The organism is Herbaspirillum frisingense, from assembly GCF_047325095.1.
Taxonomy (GTDB): domain Bacteria; phylum Pseudomonadota; class Gammaproteobacteria; order Burkholderiales; family Burkholderiaceae_D; genus Herbaspirillum; species Herbaspirillum frisingense.
Genome location: NZ_CP168558.1, coordinates 4,758,414 through 4,784,241, shown reverse-complemented (window position 1 = coordinate 4,784,241; position 25,828 = coordinate 4,758,414). Strand labels below are relative to the sequence as shown.

30 protein-coding genes are annotated in these 25,828 nt (G+C 62.1%); 14 read left to right on the top strand and 16 right to left on the bottom strand.

From position 1 onward, the window contains the following. Positions 1 to 16 precede the first annotated feature (16 nt). The 8 genes from ACEOAC_RS21800 to ACEOAC_RS21765 all read left to right on the top strand — a co-directional run bounded on the left by ACEOAC_RS21800 (position 17) and on the right by ACEOAC_RS21765 (position 8,795). On the top strand, positions 17 to 1,207 hold the full coding sequence (locus ACEOAC_RS21800) for a phosphoglycerate kinase (RefSeq protein WP_413444702.1): 1,191 nt from the start codon (positions 17 to 19) through the stop codon (positions 1,205 to 1,207). A 198-nt stretch (positions 1,208 to 1,405) separates the two neighbouring features. Continuing rightward, positions 1,406 to 2,839 (top strand): pyruvate kinase, encoded by a 1,434-nt coding sequence (pyk, locus tag ACEOAC_RS21795; RefSeq protein ID WP_006461736.1) that lies wholly within the window; start codon positions 1,406 to 1,408, stop codon positions 2,837 to 2,839. 26 nt (positions 2,840 to 2,865) lie between these two features. Further along, positions 2,866 to 3,930, top strand: coding sequence for a class II fructose-bisphosphate aldolase (gene fba, locus ACEOAC_RS21790; RefSeq protein ID WP_413444703.1), 1,065 nt, complete (start codon positions 2,866 to 2,868; stop codon positions 3,928 to 3,930). A gap of 87 nt (positions 3,931 to 4,017) precedes the next feature. Next, the gene (locus tag ACEOAC_RS21785) at positions 4,018 to 4,914 is read left to right on the top strand and encodes a phosphoribosylaminoimidazolesuccinocarboxamide synthase (protein WP_006461734.1); all 897 of its coding nucleotides are present in this window, start codon (positions 4,018 to 4,020) and stop codon (positions 4,912 to 4,914) included. A 4-nt stretch (positions 4,915 to 4,918) separates the two neighbouring features. Continuing rightward, complete coding sequence (gene purE / locus ACEOAC_RS21780; RefSeq protein WP_413444704.1) at positions 4,919 to 5,416, top strand: 5-(carboxyamino)imidazole ribonucleotide mutase; 498 nt, start codon at positions 4,919 to 4,921, stop codon at positions 5,414 to 5,416. Next, positions 5,413 to 6,618, top strand: coding sequence for a 5-(carboxyamino)imidazole ribonucleotide synthase (locus ACEOAC_RS21775; protein ID WP_413444705.1), 1,206 nt, complete (start codon positions 5,413 to 5,415; stop codon positions 6,616 to 6,618). Before purE ends, ACEOAC_RS21775 begins: the two co-directional genes overlap by 4 nt. 16 nt (positions 6,619 to 6,634) lie before the next feature. Next, the gene (locus ACEOAC_RS21770) at positions 6,635 to 7,687 is read left to right on the top strand and encodes an L-threonylcarbamoyladenylate synthase (protein WP_241811300.1); all 1,053 of its coding nucleotides are present in this window, start codon (positions 6,635 to 6,637) and stop codon (positions 7,685 to 7,687) included. 370 nt (positions 7,688 to 8,057) lie between these two features. Next, positions 8,058 to 8,795, top strand: a complete 738-nt coding sequence (locus ACEOAC_RS21765) for an OmpW/AlkL family protein (RefSeq protein ID WP_241811301.1) — start codon at positions 8,058 to 8,060, stop codon at positions 8,793 to 8,795. A gap of 60 nt (positions 8,796 to 8,855) precedes the next feature. Here ACEOAC_RS21765 and ACEOAC_RS21760 read toward each other — a convergent pair whose 3' ends face one another. Further along, positions 8,856 to 9,365 carry a flavin reductase family protein gene (locus ACEOAC_RS21760; RefSeq protein WP_006461729.1) on the bottom strand — a complete coding sequence of 170 codons (510 nt, stop codon included), beginning with the start codon at positions 9,363 to 9,365 and terminating at the stop codon, positions 8,856 to 8,858. Between the two features lie 203 nt (positions 9,366 to 9,568). Between ACEOAC_RS21760 and msrA the strand changes: the two genes are divergently transcribed. Beyond that, positions 9,569 to 10,102 carry a peptide-methionine (S)-S-oxide reductase MsrA gene (gene msrA / locus ACEOAC_RS21755; protein WP_006461728.1) on the top strand — a complete coding sequence of 178 codons (534 nt, stop codon included), beginning with the start codon at positions 9,569 to 9,571 and terminating at the stop codon, positions 10,100 to 10,102. Positions 10,103 to 10,197: 95 nt separating this feature from the next. On the opposite strand, the gene ACEOAC_RS21750 is transcribed toward msrA, so the two are convergent. The 6 genes from ACEOAC_RS21750 to purB form a co-directional block, all read right to left on the bottom strand. Beyond that, positions 10,198 to 11,403, bottom strand: coding sequence for an SAM-dependent methyltransferase (locus ACEOAC_RS21750; RefSeq protein ID WP_077237398.1), 1,206 nt, complete (start codon positions 11,401 to 11,403; stop codon positions 10,198 to 10,200). A gap of 57 nt (positions 11,404 to 11,460) precedes the next feature. Next, complete coding sequence (pdxH, locus tag ACEOAC_RS21745; protein ID WP_413444818.1) at positions 11,461 to 12,096, bottom strand: pyridoxamine 5'-phosphate oxidase; 636 nt, start codon at positions 12,094 to 12,096, stop codon at positions 11,461 to 11,463. Positions 12,097 to 12,309: 213 nt separating this feature from the next. Continuing rightward, positions 12,310 to 12,882: a YceI family protein gene (locus tag ACEOAC_RS21740; protein ID WP_413444817.1), complete on the bottom strand. Its 573-nt coding sequence runs from the start codon at positions 12,880 to 12,882 to the stop codon at positions 12,310 to 12,312. Between the two features lie 93 nt (positions 12,883 to 12,975). Beyond that, positions 12,976 to 13,539, bottom strand: a complete 564-nt coding sequence (locus tag ACEOAC_RS21735) for a YceI family protein (RefSeq protein ID WP_413444816.1) — start codon at positions 13,537 to 13,539, stop codon at positions 12,976 to 12,978. Between the two features lie 52 nt (positions 13,540 to 13,591). Then, a complete protein-coding gene (locus ACEOAC_RS21730; protein WP_006461723.1) occupies positions 13,592 to 14,116 on the bottom strand; it encodes a cytochrome b in 525 nt (174 codons plus the stop codon). 353 nt (positions 14,117 to 14,469) lie between these two features. Continuing rightward, positions 14,470 to 15,837, bottom strand: a complete 1,368-nt coding sequence (purB, locus tag ACEOAC_RS21725) for an adenylosuccinate lyase (protein WP_006461720.1) — start codon at positions 15,835 to 15,837, stop codon at positions 14,470 to 14,472. A 233-nt stretch (positions 15,838 to 16,070) separates the two neighbouring features. Here purB and ACEOAC_RS21720 point away from each other — a divergent pair, with 233 nt between their 5' ends. Beyond that, positions 16,071 to 16,685, top strand: a complete 615-nt coding sequence (locus ACEOAC_RS21720; RefSeq protein ID WP_006461719.1) for a glutathione S-transferase family protein — start codon at positions 16,071 to 16,073, stop codon at positions 16,683 to 16,685. A 100-nt stretch (positions 16,686 to 16,785) separates the two neighbouring features. On the opposite strand, the gene bfr is transcribed toward ACEOAC_RS21720, so the two are convergent. The 9 genes from bfr to ACEOAC_RS21675 form a co-directional block, all read right to left on the bottom strand. Further along, positions 16,786 to 17,265, bottom strand: a complete 480-nt coding sequence (bfr, locus tag ACEOAC_RS21715; RefSeq protein ID WP_006461718.1) for a bacterioferritin — start codon at positions 17,263 to 17,265, stop codon at positions 16,786 to 16,788. A gap of 268 nt (positions 17,266 to 17,533) precedes the next feature. Then, positions 17,534 to 17,950, bottom strand: coding sequence for an ExbD/TolR family protein (locus ACEOAC_RS21710; RefSeq protein ID WP_077237473.1), 417 nt, complete (start codon positions 17,948 to 17,950; stop codon positions 17,534 to 17,536). After that, positions 17,950 to 18,681 carry a MotA/TolQ/ExbB proton channel family protein gene (locus ACEOAC_RS21705; protein ID WP_039874140.1) on the bottom strand — a complete coding sequence of 244 codons (732 nt, stop codon included), beginning with the start codon at positions 18,679 to 18,681 and terminating at the stop codon, positions 17,950 to 17,952. The genes ACEOAC_RS21710 and ACEOAC_RS21705 overlap by 1 nt, the downstream gene beginning before the upstream one ends. 121 nt (positions 18,682 to 18,802) lie before the next feature. Beyond that, positions 18,803 to 19,501, bottom strand: a complete 699-nt coding sequence (locus ACEOAC_RS21700) for an energy transducer TonB (protein ID WP_413628578.1) — start codon at positions 19,499 to 19,501, stop codon at positions 18,803 to 18,805. A 9-nt stretch (positions 19,502 to 19,510) separates the two neighbouring features. Further along, positions 19,511 to 19,738 carry a bacterioferritin-associated ferredoxin gene (locus tag ACEOAC_RS21695; RefSeq protein ID WP_006461714.1) on the bottom strand — a complete coding sequence of 76 codons (228 nt, stop codon included), beginning with the start codon at positions 19,736 to 19,738 and terminating at the stop codon, positions 19,511 to 19,513. A 30-nt stretch (positions 19,739 to 19,768) separates the two neighbouring features. Further along, on the bottom strand, positions 19,769 to 20,092 hold the full coding sequence (locus tag ACEOAC_RS21690) for a hypothetical protein (RefSeq protein WP_006461713.1): 324 nt from the start codon (positions 20,090 to 20,092) through the stop codon (positions 19,769 to 19,771). Positions 20,093 to 20,187: 95 nt separating this feature from the next. Beyond that, positions 20,188 to 20,376 carry a hemin uptake protein HemP gene (gene hemP, locus ACEOAC_RS21685; protein WP_006461712.1) on the bottom strand — a complete coding sequence of 63 codons (189 nt, stop codon included), beginning with the start codon at positions 20,374 to 20,376 and terminating at the stop codon, positions 20,188 to 20,190. 220 nt (positions 20,377 to 20,596) lie between these two features. Continuing rightward, positions 20,597 to 21,703: a tRNA 2-thiouridine(34) synthase MnmA gene (gene mnmA / locus ACEOAC_RS21680; protein ID WP_039874133.1), complete on the bottom strand. Its 1,107-nt coding sequence runs from the start codon at positions 21,701 to 21,703 to the stop codon at positions 20,597 to 20,599. A 39-nt stretch (positions 21,704 to 21,742) separates the two neighbouring features. After that, entirely contained in the window at positions 21,743 to 22,234 is a 492-nt protein-coding gene (locus ACEOAC_RS21675) for an NUDIX hydrolase (protein ID WP_077237390.1), read from the bottom strand. Positions 22,235 to 22,400: 166 nt separating this feature from the next. Between ACEOAC_RS21675 and ACEOAC_RS21670 the strand changes: the two genes are divergently transcribed. The 4 genes from ACEOAC_RS21670 (at position 22,401) to ACEOAC_RS21655 (ending at position 25,782) form a co-directional block, all read left to right on the top strand. Further along, positions 22,401 to 23,516 (top strand): Re/Si-specific NAD(P)(+) transhydrogenase subunit alpha, encoded by a 1,116-nt coding sequence (locus tag ACEOAC_RS21670; RefSeq protein WP_077237389.1) that lies wholly within the window; start codon positions 22,401 to 22,403, stop codon positions 23,514 to 23,516. 90 nt (positions 23,517 to 23,606) lie between these two features. Continuing rightward, the gene (gene panD / locus ACEOAC_RS21665; protein ID WP_006461708.1) at positions 23,607 to 23,969 is read left to right on the top strand and encodes an aspartate 1-decarboxylase; all 363 of its coding nucleotides are present in this window, start codon (positions 23,607 to 23,609) and stop codon (positions 23,967 to 23,969) included. A 62-nt stretch (positions 23,970 to 24,031) separates the two neighbouring features. Continuing rightward, the gene (locus ACEOAC_RS21660; RefSeq protein WP_006461707.1) at positions 24,032 to 24,346 is read left to right on the top strand and encodes an NAD(P) transhydrogenase subunit alpha; all 315 of its coding nucleotides are present in this window, start codon (positions 24,032 to 24,034) and stop codon (positions 24,344 to 24,346) included. Beyond that, positions 24,343 to 25,782, top strand: coding sequence for an NAD(P)(+) transhydrogenase (Re/Si-specific) subunit beta (locus ACEOAC_RS21655; protein WP_006461706.1), 1,440 nt, complete (start codon positions 24,343 to 24,345; stop codon positions 25,780 to 25,782). Before ACEOAC_RS21660 ends, ACEOAC_RS21655 begins: the two co-directional genes overlap by 4 nt. Positions 25,783 to 25,828: the final 46 nt, after the last annotated feature.

Here is a 25,828-nt window from a genome sequence, read left to right as displayed (position 1 = left end):
CTTCGAATTCCTACCTATGAAATTCAACCGACTGAGCGATCTGATTTCTGCCAATCAACTGCAAGGCAAACGCGTCTTCATCCGTGCCGATCTGAACGTGCCGCAGGATGATGCCGGCAATATCACCGAAGATACCCGCATCCGCGCTTCGGTGCCGGCCATCCGCGAAGCCCAGAAGGCAGGCGCTGCAGTGATGGTGACGTCGCACCTGGGTCGTCCCACCGAAGGCGAGTTCAAGCCCGAGGATTCGCTGGCCCCCGTGGCCAAGCGCCTGTCCGAGCTGCTGGGCAGCGAGGTCAAGCTGGTGGCCAACTGGGTCGACGGCGTGGACGTCCAGCCGGGCCAGGTGGTGCTGCTGGAAAATTGCCGCCTGAACAAGGGCGAAAAGAAGAACAGTGACGAGCTGGCGCAAAAGATCGCCAAGCTCTGCGATGTCTATGTCAACGATGCCTTCGGCACCGCGCACCGCGCCGAAGCCACCACCCACGGCGTGGCCAAGTTCGCGCCGGTGGCCTGTGCCGGTCCGCTGCTGGCGGCCGAGCTGGATGCCCTGGGCAAGGCCCTGAACCAGCCGGCCCGTCCGCTGGTGGCCATCGTGGCCGGTTCCAAGGTCTCCACCAAGCTGACCATCCTCAAGACCCTGGCCGAGAAGGTCGACAACCTCATCGTCGGTGGCGGTATCGCCAATACCTTCATGCTGGCCGCCGGTCTGAAGATCGGCAAGTCGCTGGCCGAGCCGGACCTGGTGGACGACGCCAAGGCCATCATCGATCTGATGGCCAAGCGCGGCGCCTCGGTGCCCATCCCCACCGACGTCGTGGTGGGCAAGGAATTCTCGCCGACCGCCGCGGCTACCGTGAAGGCGGCCGAGGATGTTGCCGACGACGACATGATCTTCGACATCGGTCCCCAGACCGCTGCCGTGCTGGCTGAGCAACTGGGTCGTGCCGGCACCATCGTCTGGAACGGCCCGGTGGGCGTGTTCGAGTTCGACCAGTTCGGTCGTGGCACCGAGACCCTGGCGCGCGCCATTGCCGCCTCGCCGGGCTTCTCGATTGCCGGTGGTGGCGACACCCTGGCAGCCATCGCCAAGTACAACATCGCCGACAAGGTCGGCTACATCTCCACCGGTGGCGGCGCCTTCCTGGAATTCCTGGAAGGCAAGACCCTGCCTGCGGTCGAGATCCTGCTGCAACGCGCGCAGTAAGCAAGACCGGCGCCGTACCCCGCTGCCGGGTGCGGCGTCTCGTGGTCCCATCCGGGGCCATCCGAATTCTGAGTCTGTAGCATCACCAACGAGGACGCGTCCGAGACGCGCGTCCGGGGCGGAAGCGATCCGCCTGATCGGCCCTGCATCGGGCCGGGCAGCGGGCTTCTATCACCAAGTCGCAACCAGAAGGTATTCATGTCCAGAGCAACAAAAATCGTCGCCACCATCGGCCCCGCTTCCAGCGACCGCGAGACCCTGACCCGCATGATCCGCGCCGGCGTGGATGTGGTGCGCCTGAACTTCTCGCACGGCAAGCCGCAGGATCACATCGACCGCGCCACCCTGGTGCGTGAAGTGGCCGACGAATGCGGTAAGAAGGTCGCCATCATGGCCGACCTGCAGGGTCCCAAGATCCGCGTGGGCAAGTTCGAGAATGGCAAGATCATGCTGGCCAACGGCGACAAGTTCATCCTCGATTCCGACTGCCAGATGGGCAACCAGGAGCGCGTGGGCCTGGACTACAAGGCATTGCCGCGTGACCTCAAGGGCAATGACGTTCTGCTGTTGAACGATGGCCTGATCGTGCTCAAGGTCGAGCGCGTGATGGGCAATGAAATCCATACCGTGGTCAAGATCGGCGGCGAACTGTCCAACAACAAGGGCATCAACCGCCAGGGTGGCGGCCTGTCGGCGCCCGCGCTGACGGCCAAGGACATGGACGACATCAAGACTGCCATGAGCTTCCAGGCCGACTACGTGGCCGTGTCCTTCCCCAAGAACGCCACCGACATGGAGATGGCACGCCAGCTGTCCAACGTGGCCGGCGAACCCTTCGGCCACAAGCCGATGATGATCGCCAAGATCGAACGCGCCGAAGCGATCCCGCTGCTGCAGGAAATCCTCGACGCCTCCGACGGCATCATGGTGGCCCGTGGCGACCTGGCCGTGGAAGTGGGCAATGCCGCCGTGCCGGGCCTGCAGAAGCGCATGATCAAGATGGCGCGCGCCTCCAACAAGCTGACCATCACCGCGACCCAGATGATGGAGTCCATGATCGTCAATGCCGTGCCGACCCGCGCGGAAGTCTCCGACGTCGCCAACGCCGTGCTGGATGGCACCGATGCCGTGATGACCTCGGCCGAGACCGCCTCCGGCAAGTACCCGGTGGAAACCGTGGAGGCCATGCATGCCATCTGCCTGGAAGCCGAGCGCTCCGACAATGTGCAGCTGGACGCGGACTTCCTGAACCTGCGCTTCACCCGCGTGGACCAGTCGATCGCCTATGGCGCACTGTTCACCGCGCACCACCTGCGCGTGAAGGCCATTGCAGCGCTTACCGAATCCGGCTCGACTGCCCTGTGGATGAGCCGGCACAACATCGATATCCCGATCTTCGCGATCACCCCCAATGTCGCCACGCGCCGCAAGGCCTCGCTGTTCCGCAACGTGCATACGCTGGAACTGGCCCAGGCGCCTGACACCGAAGCCATGTTGAAGGGCGCCCAGGATCTGCTGCTGGCGCAAGGCGTGGTGCAGAAGGGTGATCTTATCGTCGTGACCTGGGGCGAGCCCATCGGCCAGGTCGGCGGCACCAATGCGCTGAAGATTCTGCGCGTTGGCGAGTACTGATTTTTCATCGTTCTGGAGTTTTCATCATGCCTCTCGTATCCATGCGTCAACTGCTGGACCACGCCGCCGAAAACGGTTACGGCCTGCCGGCCTTCAACGTCAACAACCTGGAGCAGGTCACTGCCATCATGGAAGCCGCCAATGAAGTCGGTGCGCCCGTGATCATGCAAGCCTCTGCCGGTGCCCGCAAATACGCTGGCGAAGCCTTCCTGCGCCACCTGATCTCGGCGGCCGTGGAAGCCTATCCGCACATCCCCGTGGTGATGCACCAGGATCACGGCCAGTCCCCGGCCGTGTGCATGGCCGCCATCAAGTCCGGTTTCTCTTCCGTGATGATGGATGGCTCGCTGGAAGCCGACGGCAAGACGGTGGCCAGCTACGAGTACAACGTCGAAGTCTCGCGCAAGGTGGTCGAGTTTTCGCACGCCATCGGCGTGACCGTCGAAGCCGAACTGGGTGTGCTGGGTTCGCTGGAAACCATGAAGGGTGACAAGGAAGACGGCCACGGCGCCGACGGCACCATGACCCGCGAACAGCTGCTGACCGACGTCAACCAGGCCGCCGACTTCGTCAAGGCCACCCAGTGCGACGCGCTGGCCATTGCCATCGGTACTTCGCACGGTGCCTACAAGTTCTCGCGCAAGCCCACCGGCGACATCCTGGCCATCGACCGCATCAAGGAAATCCACGCCCGCATCCCCAACACCCACCTGGTGATGCACGGTTCCTCGTCCGTGCCGCAGGAACTGCTGGCCGAGATCCGCGAATTCGGCGGCGACATGAAGGAAACCTATGGCGTGCCGGTCGAAGAGATCCAGGAAGGCATCAAGCACGGCGTGCGCAAGATCAACATCGACACCGACATCCGCCTGGCCATGACCGGTGCGATCCGTCGCTACCTGTTCGAGAATCCGTCCAAGTTCGACCCGCGTGACTACCTGAAGCCGGCCCGCGAAGCCGCCAAGCTGGTCTGCAAGGCACGCTTCCTGTCCTTCGGTTGCGAAGGCCAGGCTGGCAAGATCAAGCCGGTCTCGCTGGAAAAGATCGCCGAGAAGTACAAGAGCGGCGAACTGTCGCAGATCGTCCAGTAAGCGCTGAGCAATCAAGCGCCGGCACTAACCGACCGGAATCGCCCTGAACATGGCGGTTCCGGTTTTTGACTTTACGAAAAGACCATCATGAGCAGTCTGTACAAATCCTCGATCACTTCCCTGCCTCTGCTGGGCACCGGCAAGGTCCGCGAAAACTACGCCGTCGGCGACGACAAGCTGTTGATCGTGACCACCGATCGCCTGTCGGCCTTCGATGTCATCATGAACGAACCGATCCCGGGCAAGGGCAAGGTCTTGAACCAGATGAGCGATTTCTGGTTCGAGAAACTCGGCCACATCGTGCCCAACCACCTGACCGGCGTCGATCCGGAATCCGTGGTGAGCCCGGCCGAAGTGGAACAGGTGCGCGGACGCGCCGTGGTGGCCAAGCGCCTGAAGCCCATCCTGGTGGAAGCCGTGGTGCGCGGCTACATCATCGGTTCCGGCTGGAAGGACTACCAGGCCACCGGCGCGATCTGCGGCATCCAGCTGCCGGCCGGCCTGCAACAGGCTTCCAAGCTGGAACAGCCGATCTTCACCCCGGCCGCCAAGGCCGACCTGGGCGAGCATGACGAAAACATCAGCTTCGAGGAGACCGAGAAGCGCATCGGCACCGAGCTGGCGCACAAGATCCGCGACGTCGCCATCCAGCTCTACAAGGAAGCCGCCGACTACGCCGCCACCCGCGGCATCATCATCGCCGACACCAAGTTCGAGTTCGGCCTGGATGACAACGGCGTGCTGCACCTGATGGATGAAGTGCTGACCGCCGACTCCTCGCGCTTCTGGCCGGCCGACAGCTACCAGGTCGGTATCTCGCCGCCGTCCTTCGACAAGCAGTTCGTGCGCGACTACCTGGAAACCGTCGATGGCTGGCAAAAGACCCCGCCGGCGCCGCCGCTGCCGGCCGACGTCATCGAGAAGACCGGCGCCAAGTACCGCGAAGCGCTGGAACGCCTGACCGGCAACAAGCTGAAGGACTGAGATCATGAGCGATACCGTCAAGCCCCTGGTGGGTGTGGTCATGGGTTCGTCCTCGGACTGGGAGGTGATGCAGAATGCGGTCGCCATCCTGAAGGACTTCGGCGTCCCGTTCGAAGCGCAGGTGATTTCCGCGCACCGCATGCCGGACCAGATGTTTGCCTATGCCGAGAGCGCCCGCGCGCGCGGCCTGCGCGCCATCATCGCCGGTGCCGGTGGTGCTGCCCACCTGCCGGGCATGATCGCCGCCAAGACCATCGTGCCGGTGCTGGGCGTGCCGGTGCCGTCCAAGTATCTGCGTGGCGAAGATTCGCTGTTGTCCATCGTGCAGATGCCCAAGGGCATTCCGGTGGCGACCTATGCCATCGGCGAAGCCGGTGCCGCCAATGCGGCTCTGTCGGCCATCGCCATGCTGGCCACCACCGATGAGGCGCTGGCTGAGAAGCTGGAAGCCTTCCGCAAGACCCAGACGCAAGTCGCTCTCGATATGAAGTTGCCTGTATGACCCAGCAGTCCGCACCCTCGCTTAGCCCTGCCGTTCCCTCGACCACCCCGGCCACCTGGTTGGGCGTGATGGGAGGCGGCCAGTTGGGGCGTATGTTCGCGCATGCCGCGCAGAGCATGGGCTTCAAGGTCGCCGTGCTGGAAGCCGATGCCGACTGTCCGGCCGGTCAGGTGGCGGACCGTCTGATCACCGCCGCCTACGATAACGGTCCGGCGCTGGCCGAGCTGGGTGCGCTGTGCGCTGCGGTCACCACCGAATTCGAGAATGTCTCGGCCAAGAGCCTGGCGACGTTGGCGGCCCAGACCTTCGTGGCACCGGCGGCCTCGGGCGTGTCGATCGCCCAGGACCGCACGGCCGAGAAGGCTTTCTTCACCGAGTGCGGATCGCGTTCCGGCGTACTGCCGGCCCCGCATCTGGTGATCAATACCGAAGCCGACATCGACGGTCTCGATGCGAACCTGCTGCCCGGCATCCTCAAGACCGCCCGCATGGGCTATGACGGTAAGGGCCAGGTGCGCGTGCGCAGTGTCGAGGAAGTGCGCACGGCCTTCGCCGCCATGAAAGGCGTGACCTGCGTGCTGGAAAAGATGCTGGCGCTGGCCTATGAAGTTTCCGTGCTGGTGGCGCGGGGGCATGATGGCCAGGCCGTGGTCTATCCGATCGCCGAGAACGTGCATCGCGATGGCATCCTCTTCACCACCACCGTCCCCGGTCCCAACATCAAGCCGGATGCCGCCGAGCGCGCGCAGCAGGCAGCGTTGCAGATCATCGGCGCGATGCAGTACGTGGGTGTGTTGTGCATCGAATTCTTTGTGCTGGAGGATGGCGCGCTGGTGGTCAACGAAATGGCGCCGCGTCCGCACAACAGCGGCCACTACACCATCGATGCCTGCGTCACCAGCCAGTTCGAACAGCAGGCGCGCGCCATGGCCCAATTGCCGCTGGGCGATACCCGCCAGCATTCGCCGTCGGTCATGCTCAACATCCTGGGTGACGTCTGGTATGAAGGCGATGGCGACAGCCAGCGCGAACCGGCCTGGGACCAGGTCCTGGCGTTGCCCGGTGCGCACCTGCACCTGTACGGCAAGGCCGAGGCGCGACGCGGTCGCAAGATGGGTCATGTCACCTTCACCGGTGCCACCCTGGAAGGTGCGCAGCAGCAGCTGGCTGCGGCCTGCGGCATTCTGGGTATCCCACTGTAAGCGGCAGGACCAGGCGATGAACGACAAGAGCACTTCCCCGGCCCCGCATATCGATGCCGCCGCCGTCATGCACGCCGCCCGCAAGCTGGAGCAGGGCGGCCTGGTGGCGTTCCCGACCGAGACGGTCTATGGTCTCGGCGGCGATGCCGAGAACCCGGCGGCGATTGCCGCCATCTATGCGGCCAAGGGGCGACCTGCCAATCATCCGGTGATCGTGCATGTCTCGCCGGAGGCTGACATCGGCTATTGGGCCGCATCGGTCCCGGTGGAAGCGAGACGCCTGATCGCCTCGTTCTGGCCCGGTCCGCTGACCCTGATCCTGAAGCGCGCAGCGCATATCCCCGACGCCGTGGCCGGTGGCCAGGACTCGGTGGGACTGCGTTGCCCTGCGCACCCGGTGGCGCAGGCGCTGCTGCGTGAATTCCGTGGCGGCAAAGGTGGTATCGCCGGCCCCTCCGCCAACAAGTTCGGTCACGTCAGCCCGACCACGGCAGACCATGTCCGCGAGGAATTCGGCAGCGATGCCGACAGCCTGGTGGATTACGTGCTTGATGGTGGGCAGAGTGAAGTCGGCATCGAGTCGACCATCGTCGATCTCTCCCGCGTGGAGACCCACGGCCCGGTGCTGCTGCGCCCCGGCCAGATCAGCGCGGACCGCATCGCCGCCGTGCTGGGCGTGCCGCTGGCCACGCCCGACGCCACCGCGCCACGTGCTTCCGGGACGCTCGACGCCCACTATGCGCCGCATACGCCGGTGGTGCAGGTTGAGCCGGGCCGGCTGCAGGACGTGCTGGCGCGTCTGGCCGCCATCGGCAAGAAGGTGGCCTTGATCGGCGGTGGGCAGCACGAAGGCAAGGTAAGCGCGACGGTCGTGCGCGCGATGCCGGCGTCGGTCGACGCCTATGCACACGATCTCTATGCTGCGCTGCGCGACATGGACCATACCGGTGCCGACCTGATCGTGGTCGAGTCACTGCCGGCGACGCCGGCGTGGCAAGGTGTCAACGACAGGCTGCGCCGTGCGGCCTTTGATTCTCAAGGCGTGCTGGAAAGACTGCTCAACGCTTGAGCTGAGGCCGTCTTCCCCTTCCTGTTTTCTCGCTCTCCCGAACGCCCACTGTCGCGCTGTTACCCCGCTGTCAGCCGCGCTGGTACTGACTCTGCGGTCAGTAGCTCAGTCGCCGGTTGCCAAAAGCCTACAGGGTCCGACGGGGGCTTCACAACTTCTATACAAAATATGACAAAGCTGGCATAGTATCTCCAAAGAATAGCACGCGCGTTCTTTTTGTTTCATCAGCGTAAAAGCAGGGTCATCCGCAGTGACGTGAACTTACGCTGAATAATGAAAAGCGGTAACCAGCCGTGAACACAATCCCGTCAGACGCCAGCCGTCGGGAATAAAAAATCCGGGCCACGCCCGCAAACTCTTGGAGACAGCAATGCAAAAACAATTTTCCTTCTTGCCCAAACTCGCCGCGTTGTCCGTGATGGCAGCCTTTGCTGCGCCGGCCATGGCACAGACTGCGGGCAGCAACGTGGTCAACCTGGGCTGGTTCCACCTGGCGCCGCAGGATTCCAGTGGCGGCCTGACCAAGCTCAACGGTCCTGGCGCTGCCAGCTATCCCAACCGCACCTCCTCGGTCAGCAATGCCGATACCGTGGGGATCGCCTTCACCCACTTCTTCACCGACAACTTCGCGCTGACCGCCGACCTGGGCATTCCGCCCGAGTTCAAGCTCAAGGGTACCGGTGACCTGCAAGCCCTGGGCGAACTGGGCAAGGCCAAGCAGTGGAGCCCGGCCATCGTCGCCAAGTATTACTTCGGTGGTGCCAATGACACCTTCCGTCCCTTCGTGGGCGCCGGCGTGACCTATGTGTGGTATTCCGACGTGTCGCTGTCGCGCAATTTCCAGAATTCGGCATCGCTGAACACTGGTGGTACCGCCAGCGCCTCGCTGAGCTCCTCCTGGTCGCCCGTGCTGACCGGCGGCGCCACCTACGCCTTCAACGACCGCTGGTCGGCCAGCCTGTCGGTGTCCTACATTCCGCTCAAGACCGATGCGGATATCACCGCACAGCCGGCCGGTGCCGCTGCGGCCCTGGGTCCCCAGCGCTACAAGACCACCATCACGCTGGATCCGATCGTGACCTTCCTGTCGGTGGGCTACAAGTTCTAAGCGGGTCCCGGACGAAAAAAGCGCCCGAGGGCGCTTTTTTTTCGTCCATCACGGTGGTGCTCAGACGTCTTCGGTTTTACTGAAGCGTCCGTTGTGGAAGACCAGTGCCGATTGCGGCTGGACTTCGCAATGTTCGACTTCGCCGACGAAGATGACGTGGTCGCCCTCCGGATACTGGCTGCGGTTGTGGCATTCGAACCAGGCCGACACGCCCTCCAGCACTGGCTGCCCGGTACGTGAAAGCGTATAGGGCACGCCCTCGAAGCGGTTTTCCATCCTGCTGGCGAACTGCTGCGCCAGATGCGCCTGCTCGGCACCGAGGATGTTGATGACGTAATGCGAATTGCCGGAGAAGACCGGCATGCTGTTGGCGCGCGTGCCCAGGCTCCAGAGCACCAGCGGCGGGTCCAGCGAGACCGAATTGAAGGAGCTGGCGGTCAGGCCCAGCAGGGTGCCATCGGCCAGACGGGTGGTGATGACGGTGACACCGGTGGCGAACTGGGACAGGGCCTGGCGGAAATGCGCGGCGTCGAACTGGCGCGCGTCGGCGCGGGGAAAACGTGTGTGCATCGGGAGTATGGTCTGGGTCGGGGCGCCCGGGCCGCATTGTTGCGGTCAGCCGGCATGGCGCAGATGTGCACATGATAGCGGATACGGCCTGCTTCTGCCGCCGTCATGCTGCGGCGCAGTCTTGACAATCATTCACGTCAGCCATACATGAAGTGCTGAATTGGAGTAAAGTTTTATCACAAGCAACTCAACGGGAGAACAGCATGGCCACGGAAATCGCAGTACTGGGCGGCGGCTGCTTCTGGTGTCTGGAAGCGGTTTACCAGCAGGTCAGGGGCGTGCAGTCGGTGGAGTCCGGCTATACCGGCGGCAGTGTCGTCGATCCCAGTTATGAACAGGTGTGCGGCGGGCAGACCGGGCATGCGGAGGTGGTCAAGCTGGCCTTCGATCCGCAGCAGATCAGCTATCGCGAGATCCTGGAGATCTTCTTCACCATCCACGATCCGACCACCCTGAACCGCCAGGGGAACGACGTCGGTACCCAGTACCGTTCGGTGATCTATTACCAGGACGAGGTGCAGCATGACGTCGCCAAACACATCATCGCCGAGATGGCCCTGGTGTGGGATGCCCCGATCGTGACCGAGCTATCGGCGCCGCAGACGTACTACCGGGCCGAGGATTATCACCAGAACTATTTTGTGCAGCATCCGTTCCAGGGCTATTGCGCCTTCGTGGTTGCGCCCAAGGTGGCCAAGCTGCGCGAGGTGTTTGCCGAGAAGAGCAAGCCGGCATAGCGAGGTGAGACAGGTACTGCCCGGATGCGTGGGGCAGAAAGCAGAACGGGCATGCCGCGGCATGCCCGTTCTTGCTTGATGGTGTCGGCGAAATCTTATTTTTGATAAATGTACTTGCGTGACCAAGGCAGCGTCTGTGCGCTGTTGCCGGCCTTGGTGCAGATGACCTGGTAGAGCGAAATCCAGTCGCGTTCGAAGCCGTAGGAGCTGCCGGCCAGGTAGACGCGCCAGATACGGTAATGCTTCTCGTCGGTGACCTTGTGGATGGCCTCGGTATTGGCCTCGAAGTTGTCGGCCCAGATGCCGCAGGTACGGGCATAGTGGCGCCGCAGGTTTTCGACGTCGAAGGCTTCCAGCCCACCCTCCTGCATGGTCTTGAGCACGGTGCTGATATGCGGCAGCTCACCGGCCGGGAAGACGTACTTGTCGATGAATTCGCCGGCACCGTAGGGTGACTCGCCGTTTTCGATATCGGTACTGGTGATGCCGTGGTTCATTGCCATGCCGCCATCGGCCAGCAACTTGCGGATCTGGGCGAAGTAGCCCGGCAGGTTCTTGATGCCGACGTGCTCGAACATGCCCACCGAGGTGATGCGATCGAAGCTGCCGGTGACATCGCGGTAGTCCTGCAGGCGGATGTCGATGCGGTCCGAGAGCCCGGCGGCTTCGACCCGTTCGCGCGCCAGCGCATACTGGTTCTTCGACAGCGTCACCCCCACACAGCGGGCACCGTACTTCTGCGCCGCCCGCAGCACCAGCGCACCCCAGCCACAGCCGATGTCGAGCAGGGTCTGGCCGGGCTTGAGCTGGATCTTTTCCAGGATGTGGTCGATCTTCTTCAACTGCGCGCTGCCCAGGTCCTCGTCGCCGTTCTCGAAGTAGGCGCAGGAGTAGACCATGTTCTCGTCGAGGAACAGCTTGTAGAAGTCGTTGGAAACGTCGTAGTGGTACTGGATGGCTTCGGCGTCGCGCTTCTTGGTGTGCGTCACGCTGCGCACCATGCGGCCCAGCCGGCCTTCGGCCTTGAGGGTGTTGGCGGCCAGGGCATTGGCCACGTTGATGATGTTCTTGACCTTGCCCTCGACTTCGATCTTGCCCTCGACGTAGGCTTCGCCGAGGTTGGAGAGGGAGGGCGTCAACAGTGAGGTGATGGCCGATGCATGCGGGACTTTCAAGGTGACTTCCGGCGCGCCGGTGCCGAAGTCGTACTGCTGTCCGTTCCACAGCACCAGCCGCAGGGGCAGGGCGGATACGTTGCGGATGTTTTCCACCCAGGCGTCAAGCTTCTTTTCCCAAAACACGATTTTCCTCCGCGTCAGTGATGAATGCTTTGCGCCCTGCCAGGCATGCTACTTCCTTCAGGGCTGCAGGCGCTGCCGCTGCCATTGTCCGTTGGCATCACGCGTGTAGAGCACGCGGTCGTGCATACGGGAGGGGCGGCCTTGCCAAAATTCGATGCGATCGGGAATGACACGGTAGCCGCCCCAGTGCGCCGGGCGGGATGGATGCTCCCCGAATTGCTGCTTGGTTGTTTCGTATTGCTGTTCCAGCGTCTCGCGGTCGGCCACGGTACGGCTCTGCTGCGATGCAATCGCACCGAGCTGGCTGGCCAGGGGGCGACTGTAGAAGTAAGCGTCACTTTCTTCCTTGGTAACGCGTTCGATCTTTCCTTCGATGCGAACCTGGCGTTCCAGTTCTACCCAGTGAAACAGCAAGGCCACGTAAGGCTGGGCGGCGACGTCCACGCCTTTGCGGCTGTCGTAGTTGGTAAACCAGGTAAAGCCCTGCTGGTCGAACTGCTTGATCAGCACGATGCGCGACGAGGGGCGTCCATCGGCCCCGACCGTGGCCACGCTCATGGCGTTGGGCTCGGGGATCTGCGCTCGGGTCGCCTCATCGAACCAGATCGCGAACTGGTCGATCGGGTCGGCGGCGGTATCGAGCTCGGACAAGCTGGCGCGGCTGTAGTCTTTACGTAGGTCTGCTAACGACATGCTACTTGCTCCTTGGGGAACGGCGCTTAGATTAGCGCGTTTTAAAAAGTTTTGCAGGGCAGCAAAACGGCGAATGCGAGCCATTGTGCGGCGTTGCGGCAAATTGCTCCATGATCGCAAGCAAGCCGCACAAACAAAAAAGCCGATGCATTATCGCATCGGCTTTTGTTTGTTTCCTGCTGCAGAGCTTCACCTCTGCGTTGGAAAAGCGAATCAGTTGGTCTTGATCGCTTCGACCTGGATGGCCAGCTTGGTCTCGGTGGAGAAACCATACTTGGCGCCGTAGTCGATACCGAAGTCGGCGCGGTTGAAGGTGGCCGAGGCGTCGCCACCGCAGACTTCGCGCTTGAGCATCGGGTGCTGGATGCAGGTGAACTTGTTCAGGGTCAGGGTGACCGGCTTGGTGACGCCATGCAGGGTCAGGTTGCCTTCCACGGTGGCCGGCTTGTCGCCGTTGAACTTGATCGTGCCCTTGTACTCGGCGGTCGGATACTTGGCGACGTCGAACATATCGGCGCTCTTGGCGTGATCGTTCATCTTGCTCATGCCGAAGTCGATGGAGGTGGTGTCCACGATGATGTCGACGGTACCGGTCTTGGCAGCGCGATCCAGGGTGACGGTGCCGCTGGTCTTGTCGAACTTGCCGCGCCAGATCGACACGCCCATGTGGTCAGCTTCGAAGCTGGGATAGGTGTGGCTGGGATCGATGCTGTAGGTGTCGGCAGCGTTGGCGGAAACGGCGGCGCCAGCGGCGACCAGGGCGAGCAGGAGGTGGTTCAGTTTCATGTGATTCGATTCCTTGTTGAGAGAAAAAAGCGCTGGGGGAAGCCCGCTGCGAGGCGGTGCGACATGGCGCGGAGCTGCTGTTTTATTGTTGGCTTACTGTGCGACGATGTGGAACTTGATCGTGACTTCATCGGCCACCATGCCGGTGTCCTTCCATTCGCCTTCGCCGATGTTGTAGGTCAGGCGCTTGATGGGCAGGGTACCGTCGAAGACCTGGGTGCTGCCTTCCTTCTTCACGGTCAGGGGGAAGGAGACGTCGGTGCTCTTGCCCTTGATGGTCAGCTTGCCGGCCACGTCAAACTTGCCGCTGCCGGTCGGCTTGATGCTGCTGGTGACAAAAGTGGCCTTGGGGAACTGCGCGGCGTTGAACCATTCCTTCTTCAGCACTTCCTTGTTGTACTCAGGCTCGCCCAGGTCGAAGCTGGCGACGTCGATCTCCACCGAAGCCTTGCCTTCGGCCGGCTTGGCGGCATCGAAATCGATGGTGGAGGTGAACTTCTTGAACTTGGCGTCCACCGGGACGTTGAGCTGCTTGAAGGTGGCGGTCACGGCGCTCTTGGCGGCATCCACTTTTAACGGAGCCGCTTGTGCAGCCAATGTGAAGGAAGCGGCAGCCAGGGCCAGCAGGGAGGGGCGGATGAAGCGGGAGAGGGTCATGTCGGGTTCCGTGTAAAAACGAGCAAGATATGAAGAATCAGGCGATGCAGGTTCAGGGCAGCATGCGCTTGAAGATATTGTCACGATCGATGAACTGGTGCTTCAGCGCAGCCAGTACGTGCAGCGCGAAGGCCGCCAGCAGCGTCATGTTGAGCCAGTAATGGGTGGCCTTGAGCAGTGGCTTGAGTTCGGGATTGGGTGCGATCAGCACCGGCAGCGGCACCACGCCCAGGTAGACCACCGGCACGCCGGCGGCCAGGCTGTAGAGATAGCCGGAAACAGGAATGGCAAACATCAGCACGTACAGGCCCAGGTGCAGGCCATGGGCAGCCGACTGCTGCCATTGCGGCATGTTGCGCGGGTAGGCCGGTGCCTTGTGCGTGAGGCGCCACAGCAAGCGCACGCAGACCAGGGCCAGGACGGTCACACCCAGCCACTTGTGCCAGGAAAAATACTTCAGTTTGGTCGGCGTCAGGCCAGGAATGTCGACCATGGTCAGGCCCAGCCCGAAGGCGGAAATGATCAGCAGGGCAATCAGCCAGTGCAGCAGTACGGCGGGTTTGGTGTAGCGATCCATAGGGCAGGCAGAAGTTGGTGGCGGTTGGAGCGGCTAGCTCTGCAATGGTTCTGCAGGGCGGGCAGCTCGTTCTTGCGTCGGGGGAAGTGTTCGCCATGAAGTCTTCAAGGCGAAGTCTTCACGAGATGCGCGGCGTCAAGGCCTTGCATTCCCGGCGGCAAGGGATGATGCCACTCTTTTTGACGCTGATGAGTATAAAGAGCTTTGGCTACTCGCATTACTGGTCGAAATGGTACTTCAGCCATCCGGTTTTGCGAGTAATCAGTTTTGCTTCAGTTTATTCTCTGCGCAAATGAAAAATGGCGCACATTGCTGTGCGCCATTCCAAAGGCGGGCGAGCGGGACTGGCAGGATCAGATGGTCTTGGCCAGTTCCACGGCGGTGCCGATGTAGTTGGCCGGGGTCATGGCCAGCAGATGGTCCTTGGCCTCCTGGGGGATGGCCAGGCCGTTGATGAAGTCACGCAGCGCATCCTTGGAAATACCCTTGCCGCGGGTCAGTTCCTTCAGTTGTTCATACGGATTCTCGATGCCATAGCGACGCATCACGGTCTGCACCGGCTCGGCCAGCACTTCCCAGGTGGCGTCGAGGTCGTCGGCCAGGCGTTGCGGGTTCACTTCCAGCTTGTTCAGGCCGCGCAGGCAGCTATCGTAGGCCAGCACGGTGTAACCGAAGCCCACGCCGATGTTGCGCAGCACGGTGGAGTCGGTCAGGTCGCGCTGCCAGCGCGAGACCGGCAGCTTTTCGGCGAGGTGCTTCAACACGGCGTTGGCCATCCCCAGGTTGCCTTCGGAGTTCTCGAAGTCGATCGGGTTGACCTTGTGCGGCATGGTCGAGGAACCGATTTCGCCAGCCTTGGTGCGTTGCTTGAAGTAGCCCAGGGAGATGTAGCCCCAGATGTCGCGGTTCAGATCCAGCAGGATGGTATTGGTACGGGCGACGGCATCGAACAGTTCGGCCATGTAGTCATGCGGCTCGATCTGGATGGTGTAGGGATTGAAGACCAGGCCCAGGCGCTGTTCCACCACCTGCTTGGAGAAGGCGGCCCAGTCGGTCTGCGGGTAGGCCGAGAGGTGGGCGTTGTAGTTGCCAACGGCGCCATTCATCTTGCCCAGGATCTCGACGGCGGCGATGCGCTTGGCAGCGCGTTGCAGGCGTGCCACGACGTTGGCCACTTCCTTGCCCAGGGTGGTGGGGCTGGCCGGCTGGCCGTGGGTACGCGAGAGCATCGGCACGGCGGCGTGCTCGTGCGCCAGTTCGGTCAGGCGGGCGATCACGGCTTGCAACGAGGGCAGCACGACGGTGTCGCGGGCGGCCTTCAACATCATGCCGTGCGAGGTGTTGTTGATGTCTTCGGAGGTGCAGGCGAAGTGGATGAATTCGGAGGCGGCCACCAGCTCCGGCACATCCTTCACTTTTTCCTTGAGCCAGTATTCGACCGCCTTCACGTCATGGTTGGTGACGGCTTCGATTTCCTTGATGCGGGCGGCGTCGGCCTCGGTGAAGTCGGCGGCCAGCTTGTCCAGCAAGGCGCGCGCCTCGGCGGAGAACGGCTTGATCTCGGCAAAGCCGGCCTCGGACAGGGCTTGCAGCCAGGCAATCTCGACCTTCACGCGATGGTGCATGAAGCCCGCTTCGGAGAGCAGCGGACGCAGTTTATCGGTCTTGGAGGCGTAGCGGCCGTCCAGCGGGGACAGGGCCGAGAGAGCAGAGAGGGACATGATGGAAACGGATGAGATGCGTTGACTGAAGATTGGCGAGTTTTCAGAGGCATTTGCCTAAAAACCCGAATCGCCCGAGGCCGGCATTTTACCATCCGCGCGCTGGGCAGCCCAGTTTTCCGGCCAGCACACTCTATTGGCAGACCGTTGCTTTCCGTTCCTGGCATTAGTCTTCACGATTTTGCCAAGAAATGCGAATGTTATAATCGACTCAGATCATTACTCCACTTGCTATGCTAAAACTCATCGGCTCCAATGCCAGTCCCTTCGTGCGCAAGGTGCGCGTCGTGATGGCTGAAAAAAAGATCGATTACGAATTCATCCTGGAAGATGTCTGGAGCGCATCGACCACCATCCAAGAAAACAATCCGCTGGGCAAGGTGCCTTGCCTGCTGATGGATGACGGTGGCGCCATGTTCGACTCCCGCGTGATCGTCGAGTATCTCGATACCCTGACCCCTGTGGGCAAGCTGCTGCCCCCCAATGGTCGCGAACGCGCCGAGATCAAGTGCTGGGAAGCGCTGGCGGACGGCATGCTGGATGCCGCCGTGCTGGTGCGCCTGGAAAAGACCATGCGGCCGACCAAGCAGCAGAGCCCGGAATGGATCAAGCGTCAGTGGAGCAAGGTCGAGGCCTCGCTCAAGGCAATGGCCGAGGGTCTGGGCGAAAAGCCTTTCTGCGTGGGTAATCATTACACCCTGGCCGATGTGGCGGTCTGCTGTGCTCTGGGCTGGCTGAGCTTCCGCTTCCCGGATCAGGCCTGGCGCGATGACTATCCGCAACTGGCGCGCCTGTTCGACAAGGTGTCGGAGCGGGTGTCGTTCAAGGATACGGTGCCGCACCTCTGAGGCTGTCCCTGCTGTAGGGGACAAGGTCCTCAAACAAGGTCAACAAAAAAGCGCGCTCAACCGAGCGCGCTTTTTGTTTGTCTGCCTGGGCAGCGCAGCTTTATTCGCTGGCAGGCGACATCTGACTTTGCAGGTAATTCTGGATGCCGACCTTGTCGATCAGGTCCAGCTGGGTTTCCAGCCAGTCGATGTGTTCTTCGGTGTCGTCCAGGATCATCTGGAACAGTTCACGGGAGACATAGTCGCCATGCTGTTCGCAGGTGGCGATGCCTTCCTTGACGGTCTTGTGGGCGGCCTGTTCCAGCTTCAGGTCGCATTCGATCATTTCCTTGGTGTTTTCACCGATCATCAGCTTGTGCAGCGCCTGCAGGTTGGGCAGGCCGTCCAGCATCAGGATGCGGTCGATCAGCTTGTCGGCATGCTTCATTTCGCCGATGGATTCGGCGTATTCCTTGGCGCCGATCTTGTCCAGACCCCAGTGCTTGTACATGCGGGCATGCAGGAAATACTGGTTGATGGCGGTAAGTTCGTTGGTCAGCTGGGCATTGAGCAACTTGATGACTGCGGGATCGCCTTTCATGGGCACCTCGAAAAAATGGGGGATTGAAGGGGGAGCCGCGTTTGCTGGGGGGCGGATGGCTGCCTGGCCACGGCGTTGACGGACGGATCATAGCGCAGCCGTTTCCAATCTTCATCATTAATTAGCGCGAATCATTCTTGCCTTTGTTGCTGCGAGTGAATGAAAACGAAAAAACCTCCGTCGGCGGGCGAGGGAGGTTTTTTCGGCCATCCCTTGGGATGGACATCGGGCGACCGGCAGGCGGTCGCATCGCGGCTTGTTTCGCGGCTTACTTTTTCTCGGGATCCGTCACGAAACCGATCTTGGTGAGACCGCCCGATTGCGCGGCCGCCATGACCTGCGCCACCTTTTCGTACTGGGTGGTGCGTTCGGCGCGCAGGTGCAGTTCGGGCTGCGGTTGCTTCTGGGCCGCCACGGCAATGCGCGCACCCAGCTCGCTGCTGTCGATCTTTTCTTCGTTCCAGAAGACATTTCCGGTCGCGTCGATGGACAGGTTGATGCTTTCCGGCTTGACCTGGTCAGGCTGGCTGCTGGCCTTGGGCAGGTCGATCTTGACCGCGTGGTTCATCACCGGGATGGTGATGATGAAGATGATCAGCAGCACCAGCATCACGTCCACCAGCGGGGTGGTGTTGATCTCCGGATTGAAGTCGTCGTCCGAATCGGACAGGGAACCCATTGCCATCATGCCCTCCCGACGGCGGTCAGCTTGGCCTTGCCACCATTGGGCTGGCCGTCTTCATCGGCGGCGCGGGCGCCGGTGACGAACAGGGCATGCAGGTCGAAGCCGAACTTGTTGAGCTTGGCGATGGTGGTCTTGTTGCCGCGTACCAGGGCGTTGTAGCCAAAGGTGGCGGGAATGGCCACTGCCAGGCCGAGTGCGGTCATGATCAGGGCTTCGCCCACAGGGCCGGCGACCTTGTCGATGCTGGCCTGGCCGGTGGTGCCGATGGACACCAGCGCGTGATAGATGCCCCAGACGGTCCCGAACAGACCCACGAACGGTGCGGTGGAACCCACCGAAGCCAGCACGGCCATGCCGGTCTGCAGCTTGCCGGAGGCTTCGTCGATGGCCTGGCGCAGCGACAGGGTGACCCAGTCGCTCACCGACAGCTGGTCATGCAGGTGGCCCTTGTGGGCGGTGTGGTGGCTCATGGCGGTGACGCCGGCGCGGGCGACATCGGCGAAGGGATTTTCCTGACCCAGGGTGGCCACGCCTTCAGGCAGGCTGGTGGTATCCCAGAACTGGTGGCCGGCGGCCGCCGAGGCCTTGCGGAAACGCAGCAGCTGCAGCGCTTTGGTGATGATCACGTACCACGATGCGATCGACATGGCCAGCAACAGGACGGCGACGCCCTTGGTCACGAAATCGCCTTGCGCCCAGAGGCTTTCCAATCCGTAGGGACTAACTTCCATGATATTTCCTTCTATTTGTGTCTATCAGATGAGGGGATGATGAAACGGATACGACGCCGGGCCAGGCCCGGCAAAATGCTGTCGATGCTGTCCAGTGCTGCGTGGTCCGGACTCAGCGGTCTCAGTTCAGGCGGAAAGCCAGGCTGCCGACCGTGCTGACGGTGATGGCCTTGCCATTCTCGATGTAGGGCTTGAACACGGCACGCATGATGGCCGTACGCGCTGCATCGTCCAGGCGGGAATAGCCTGAGGACTTGGTGATCTCCACCTTTTCCGCGCGGCCGCTGGTGTTGACGGTGACGCGGAACTCGACCACGCCTTCTTCACCCATGCGGCGCGAGACGCTGGGGTAGCTCGGATTCGGTTTCTCGATGTATTCGATGCCGGACGTGATCTGCTTGGGCAGGACCGGACCCGGTGGTGCGGCCGGTGCCGGGGTCGGCTCGGCGGCTGCCTGAGGCGCAGGCGTGGCCGGCTGCGGCGGTTGCGGTGGTGCGGTGATGCTGGTCGGGGTTGGCGTTTCCGTCACCGGGATCGGCTTGGGCGGCGCGACCACCTTCTTGACGATCTTCACCTGCTTGGGCGGGACCGGCTCGGCCTTGGGAGGTGCCGGTTCAGGGGCCTTTTCCGGCACGATGAAAGTGGCGATGACTTCCTTGGGGACGGCATTGACGGCCTGCTTGACCAGGCCGCTTTGCAGCGCCCAGAAGAAAGCGATGTGCAACAGGATGATCAGGCCCAGCGGGCCGATCTTGCGTGCCTGGCGCAACAGGGCGCTGGGTGGGCTGACACTCATGAGAGACGGTGAAATGGCGTTCATTGATCTTGTTCAGGCGGCCGCGAAGGCGGGATGGAATACCACCGGACGGGCGCCCTGCTGTGTTTGTCGGGTATTGCTGAGACACTCGCGCAGGACATTCTTGGCGCAGGAATGGCACTTGCCGCAGCAAGTACCCACGCCGAGCTGCTTGCGCAACTCGGCCATGGACGTCATGCCTGCATCGACCGCCTGATGGATCTTGCCTTCGGAGATGTTGTTACAAACACATACGATCATTGTACGCCTTGCTGCCTGCTTCATCAGGCTCTATGCAGATCTCGCTCCTGCAACCATGCGCGAGAAGAAATTGAATTTTTCCGGCGGGGGCATCGTCCGTTCCACCACATGCGCCCATTGTTCCGACAACTGCTGGCAGGTCGCCCGCAGTACCGGCGCCAGGTTGGGCAATTCCGCCAGCGCTTTCAGGTGTCTTTCGATCACCGAGGCCAGCTTCACGCAGCTTTGCGTTTCCTGGCTGTTGTTGGCGGTGTAGTGCGACATCAGATGCAACACGGCGGACACCAGAAGTTCAGGTTGGGCCGGTGCGTTGTTGGGTTCCACAAATGCGGACGTCATGTTCTCGGTAACCATCAAACTCTCCTCGCTGGGCTAGCTTGGCTGGCGACGCGTCATGACGAACGACGCTGGCTGGCCTGTTTATCCACCTTCTCCTGAAGACGACCGGATCAGGCCGTCAGGATCAGCTTGTTCAATTGCGTCAGTCGCAGCTTGTAGATGCGACCGCCATGATCGATCTCCAGTTCGCGCATCTGACGGAATAGGTCCGTGCTCTTGATGCGGGTGATCGGAGTTCCGTTGGCGGTAGTGCCCGGCTTGTTGCGACGTTCCATGCTGTTGTCGTTCAGTTGGCTCATTACAATCACCTCCTATTAAATGCGAACAATTCTTATTTAGATTATTTGCCATTTGCGGCCGGATTGCAAGCCCTTTTATCGGTGTGATTGATAATTTTTATCATCTGGCGCCATCAGGCTGACAGTTCAAGGCCCACCCATCGCCGAGATGTTGCTCAAAAGAAAACGCCCCGAGGTGAAATCACCGTCGGGGCGTCAGAATGTTGATCTACAGGAATATCTAGTCGGGCAATGCGCCAGTTTCGATGATGCCGCCACCCAGGCAGACGTCGCCGTCGTACAACACGGCGGATTGCCCCGGCGTGACGGCCCACTGGGCATTGTCGAAGGCCAGCGAGAAGCTGGCACCAGCGTCGCTGAAGCCACAGGGGACGTCAGCCTGGCGATAGCGCGTCTTGGCCGACAGCGCCGGCAGTTGCGGCGCGTGGCCAGCGACCCAGCTGACCTGGCCGGCCGAGAGCGTGGGCGACAGCAGCCAGGGGTGGTCATGGCCTTGCACGATATAGAGGGTGTTGTTGTCCACATCCTTGCGCGCCACGTACCAGGCGTCGCCATGGCCGTCGGCATTCTGGTGCGCCTTCAGGCCGCCGATGCCGATGCCCTTGCGCTGGCCCAGCGTATAGAACGACAGGCCCACATGCTCGCCCACCGTCTGGCCATCGGCGGTCTTGATCGGCCCCGGTTTGTAGGAGAGGTAACGGTTGAGGAATTCGCGGAAGGGCCGCTCGCCGATGAAGCAGATACCGGTCGAATCCTTCTTCTTCGCATTGGGCAGTTGCAGTTGCTCGGCGATCTTGCGCACTTCGGTCTTGTGGATCTCCCCCAGCGGGAAGACGGTGCGCGAGAGCTGCTCCTGGTTCAGGCGATGCAGGAAGTAGCTTTGGTCCTTGCTGGCGTCCATCGCCTTGAGCAGCTGGAAGTCGCCCTGCGGACCCTGGCGTACGCGCGCATAGTGGCCGGTGGCGATCAGATCGGCGCCCAGCTTCATGGCGTGGTCCAGGAAGGCCTTGAACTTGATTTCGGCATTGCACAGCACGTCCGGGTTGGGTGTGCGTCCCGCCTGGTATTCGCGCAGGAATTCGGCAAAGACGCGGTCCTTGTATTCGGAGGCGAAGTTGACCGCCTCGATGTCCACCCCGACCACATCGGCCACGCTGACCGCGTCGATCCAGTCTTCGCGGGTGGAGCAGTATTCCGAATCGTCGTCATCTTCCCAGTTCTTCATGAACAGGCCGATGACTTCATAACCCTGCTCCTTCAGCAGCCATGCCGAAACCGACGAATCCACGCCGCCCGACATGCCGATGACTACTCTTTTCTTGCTCATGTTGTTTCCGTTCTATGCGACAGGCAGCGCTGCTGTCGCTCAATGATCCGGCAAGTCCCCGATCGCGCTGGGATCGGTATGCACCAGCTCCAGCGGTGCCCGCTGGCCGCGCAGGTAGTCGTCCACGCAGCGCAGTACCAGCGGGCTGCGGTGGCGCTGGGCACAGGCCGCCAGTTCGTCGCGCGTCATCCAGACGGCACGGACGATGCCCTCATCCAGTGGCCGGTCGAGCGCATCGCCGACCGTCCCGGCAAAGGCGAAGCGCAGGTAGGTGACCGACATCCCGCCGCGGGAGGACGACACGTTGCGCGACAGGTAGGTGCCGACCAGAGCGGTAGGGCTGAACACGTGGGCCGATTCTTCCAGCGCCTCGCGCACCGCTGCCGCGATGAGCGACTCGCCCGGTTCCAGGTGCCCGGCCGGCTGGTTTATGCGCAGCCCGCCGGCGCTATGTTCTTCCACCATCAGGAAGCGGCCGTCGCGCTCGATGACGGCGGCGACGGTGACAGAGGGTTTCCAGACTTCAGACATTGATGACCTCGTGAATCCGGCATTCTACCCTGTCGGGGCCGACTCTTCAGCGCCAGCCCTCGCCACACAAGCGGCTGCGGCGGTTCTCATGGATCGGTAAATTACTTGGCCGACAAGGGCAGTCGTGTAAGATTGGGGCAAGAATCCACAAAAAAAGGAGCCAGGAATGAGGATAGCGATCCCCGCCGAAAGCCGGGACGGAGAAACCCGTGTCGCCGCCACCCCCGAAACCGTCAAGAAACTGGTGGCCGCCAGGCACGAGGTGATGGTCGAATCCGGGGCCGGGATCAAGTCCAGCATTCCTGACGAGGCCTATGTCGCCGTTGGCGCCAGCATCGGCAGTGCCGAGGCGGTCTACAGCGCCGAAATCCTGCTCAAGGTGCGGGCGCCCAGCCAGAGCGAGCGGGCCCGCATCACGCCAGGCACGGTGATCGTTGGCATGCTCAACCCCTTCGATGCCGACAACATCGCCGCCATGGCAGCCGCCGGGCTCACGGCCTTCGCCCTTGAGGCCGCGCCGCGTACCACGCGGGCACAATCCATGGACGTGCTGTCTTCGCAGGCCAACATCGCCGGCTACAAGGCCGTACTGATGGCGGCCAACACCTACCAGCGCTTCATGCCCATGCTCATGACTGCCGCCGGCACCGTCAAGGCCGCCCGCATGCTGATCATGGGTGCCGGCGTGGCCGGCCTGCAGGCCATTGCCACCGCCAAGCGCCTGGGTGCGGTGATCGAGGCCTCTGATGTACGTCCGGCCGTGAAGGAGCAGATCGAGTCGCTCGGCGCCAAATTCCTGGATGTTCCCTTCCTGACCGACGAAGAGAAGGAAATCGCCCAGGGCGTGGGCGGCTATGCCCGTCCCATGCCGCCGGACTGGATGAAGCGCCAGGCAGAACTGGTGCATGAGCGCGCCAGACAGGCTGACATCATCATCACGACCGCCCTGATCCCCGGCCGCAAGGCACCGGTGCTCATCAGCGAAGAGACCGTCAAGGCCATGAAGCCCGGTTCGGTGATCCTGGACATGGCGGTCGACCAGGGGGGCAACTGCCCCTTGTCGGAACCCGGCAAGACCGTCGTCAAGCACGGTGTGCACATCATCGGCGAAGGCAACCTGGCGGCCCTGGTGGCGGCCGATGCCTCGGCCCTGTATGCCCGTAACGTGCTGGACTTCCTGAAGCTGATCATCGACGCCGAGGGCAAGCTGGTCATCAACCGGGAAGACGACATCGTTGCGGCCACGCTGCTCTGCCAGGGCGGCGAAATCCTGCGCAAATGAATCTGCCGGCCCGGGGCGGCGGAAAACCCGGGCAATCCCGGCCCTTTAGCCGCAAATCATCACCCACGGAAACAAAGAAGGAAGAAGTACATGCAACGCATCATGCTGCGCGCGAAGATCCATCGCGCCTCGGTCACCCAGTGTGACCTGAACTACGAAGGCTCCTGCGGAATCGACGAAGACCTGCTGGAAGCGGCCGACATCCGCGAGTTCGAGAAGATCGAGCTCTACAACGTCAACAACGGCGAGCGCTTCTCCACCTATGCCATTCGTGGCAAGCGCGGCAGCGGCGAGATTTCGCTCAATGGCGCAGCTGCCCGCCTGGCGCATCTGGGTGACCTGCTGATCATCTGCACCTATGCGCCAATGAGCGATGAAGAAGTCGCCACCTACAAGCCCAAGGTCGTCTTCGTGGACGACAAGAACCGCATCACCAGCCTCAAAGCGATCTGACCCCTCACCAATAATCCGCACGGCCAGCCGCTTTGGCCGGTCGTGCCACAAGGAGGAACAACATGGAAGTCAGCCACACCATCATCAACCTGATCATCTTCGTGCTGGCCATCTATGTCGGCTACCACGTGGTCTGGACCGTCACTCCCGCCTTGCACACACCGCTCATGGCGGTGACCAATGCCATCTCGGCCATCATCATCATCGGCGCCATGCTGGCCGCAGGCCTGACCGAAGGCACGGTGGGCCGCATTGCCGGTACGCTGGCCGTGGCGCTGGCGGCGGTCAACGTGTTCGGCGGCTTCATGGTGACCCAGCGCATGCTGGAAATGTTCAAGAAGAAAGAGCCCAAGGCCAAGTCGGGAGAACAAGCATGAGCATGAATGTGGTGACCCTGTTGTACCTGATCGCATCGATCTGCTTCATCCAGGCGCTCAAAGGCCTGTCGCACCCGGCCACGGCACGACGCGGCAACAGCTTCGGTATCGCCGGCATGCTCATCGCGGTACTGACCACCCTGGCCCTGATCGTGAAGCTCAAGAGCGAGGGCGGCAATGCCTCCGGTGACATCGGCTACCTGCTGGTGGCGGCCGGCGTGATCGTGGGCGGCGGCATCGGCGCCTACCTGGCGCGCAGCGTCGAAATGACCAAGATGCCCGAACTGGTCGCGGCGATGCACTCGCTGATCGGCCTGGCGGCGGTCTGCATCGCGGTGGCCGCCGTGGCCGAACCCTGGGCGCTGGGCATTTCCGGCCATGGGCAGGCCATCCCGGTGGGCAACCGTGTGGAGCTCTTCATCGGTACCTTCGTCGGCGCCATCACCTTCTCCGGCTCGGTGATCGCTTTCGGCAAGCTCTCGGGCAAATACAAATTCCGCCTGTTCCAGGGCGCCCCGGTCAATTTCTCCGGCCAGCACTTCCTGAACCTGCTGCTGGCGGTGGCGATGATCGGCTTCGGCATCATCTTCGTCCTCACGCAGAACTGGCTGCCCTTCATCATCATGGCCGCCATCGCCTTCGCCCTGGGCGTGCTGATCATCATCCCCATCGGTGGCGCCGACATGCCGGTGGTGGTCTCGATGCTCAACAGCTATTCCGGCTGGGCGGCAGCCGGCATCGGCTTTTCGCTGAACAATTCCATGCTCATCATCGCCGGTTCGCTGGTCGGCTCGTCCGGCGCGATCCTGTCCTACATCATGTGCAAGGCGATGAACCGCTCCTTCTTCAACGTGATTTTGGGCGGCTTTGGCGGTGAGGCCGCCGCCGCCGGTGGCGGCGCGCAGCAGCAGCGCAACGTCAAGTCCGGTTCGGCCGATGATGCGGCCTTCCTGATGGGCAATGCCGAGACCGTCATCATCGTGCCCGGCTACGGCCTGGCAGTGGCGCGCGCCCAGCATGCCCTGAAGGAATTGACCGAAAAGCTCACCCACAACGGCGTGACCGTGAAGTATGCGATCCACCCGGTGGCCGGTCGCATGCCCGGTCACATGAACGTGCTGCTGGCCGAGGCCGAAGTGCCCTACGACCAGGTCTTCGAGATGGAAGACATCAACAGCGAATTTTCCCAGGCCGATGTGGTACTGGTGCTGGGGGCCAACGACGTGGTCAACCCGGCCGCCAAGGACCCGAAGTCGCCGATCGCCGGCATGCCCATCCTGGAGGCCTACAAGGCCAAGACCGTGATCGTGAACAAGCGCTCCATGGCCGCCGGTTATGCCGGGCTGGACAACGAACTGTTCTACATGGACAAGACCATGATGGTCTTTGGCGATGCCAAGAAGGTCATCGAGGATATGGTCAAGGCGGTGGACTGACTCCCGCCTGAGCTGGCAGGCAAGAAAAAAACGGGTTGCGCATGAT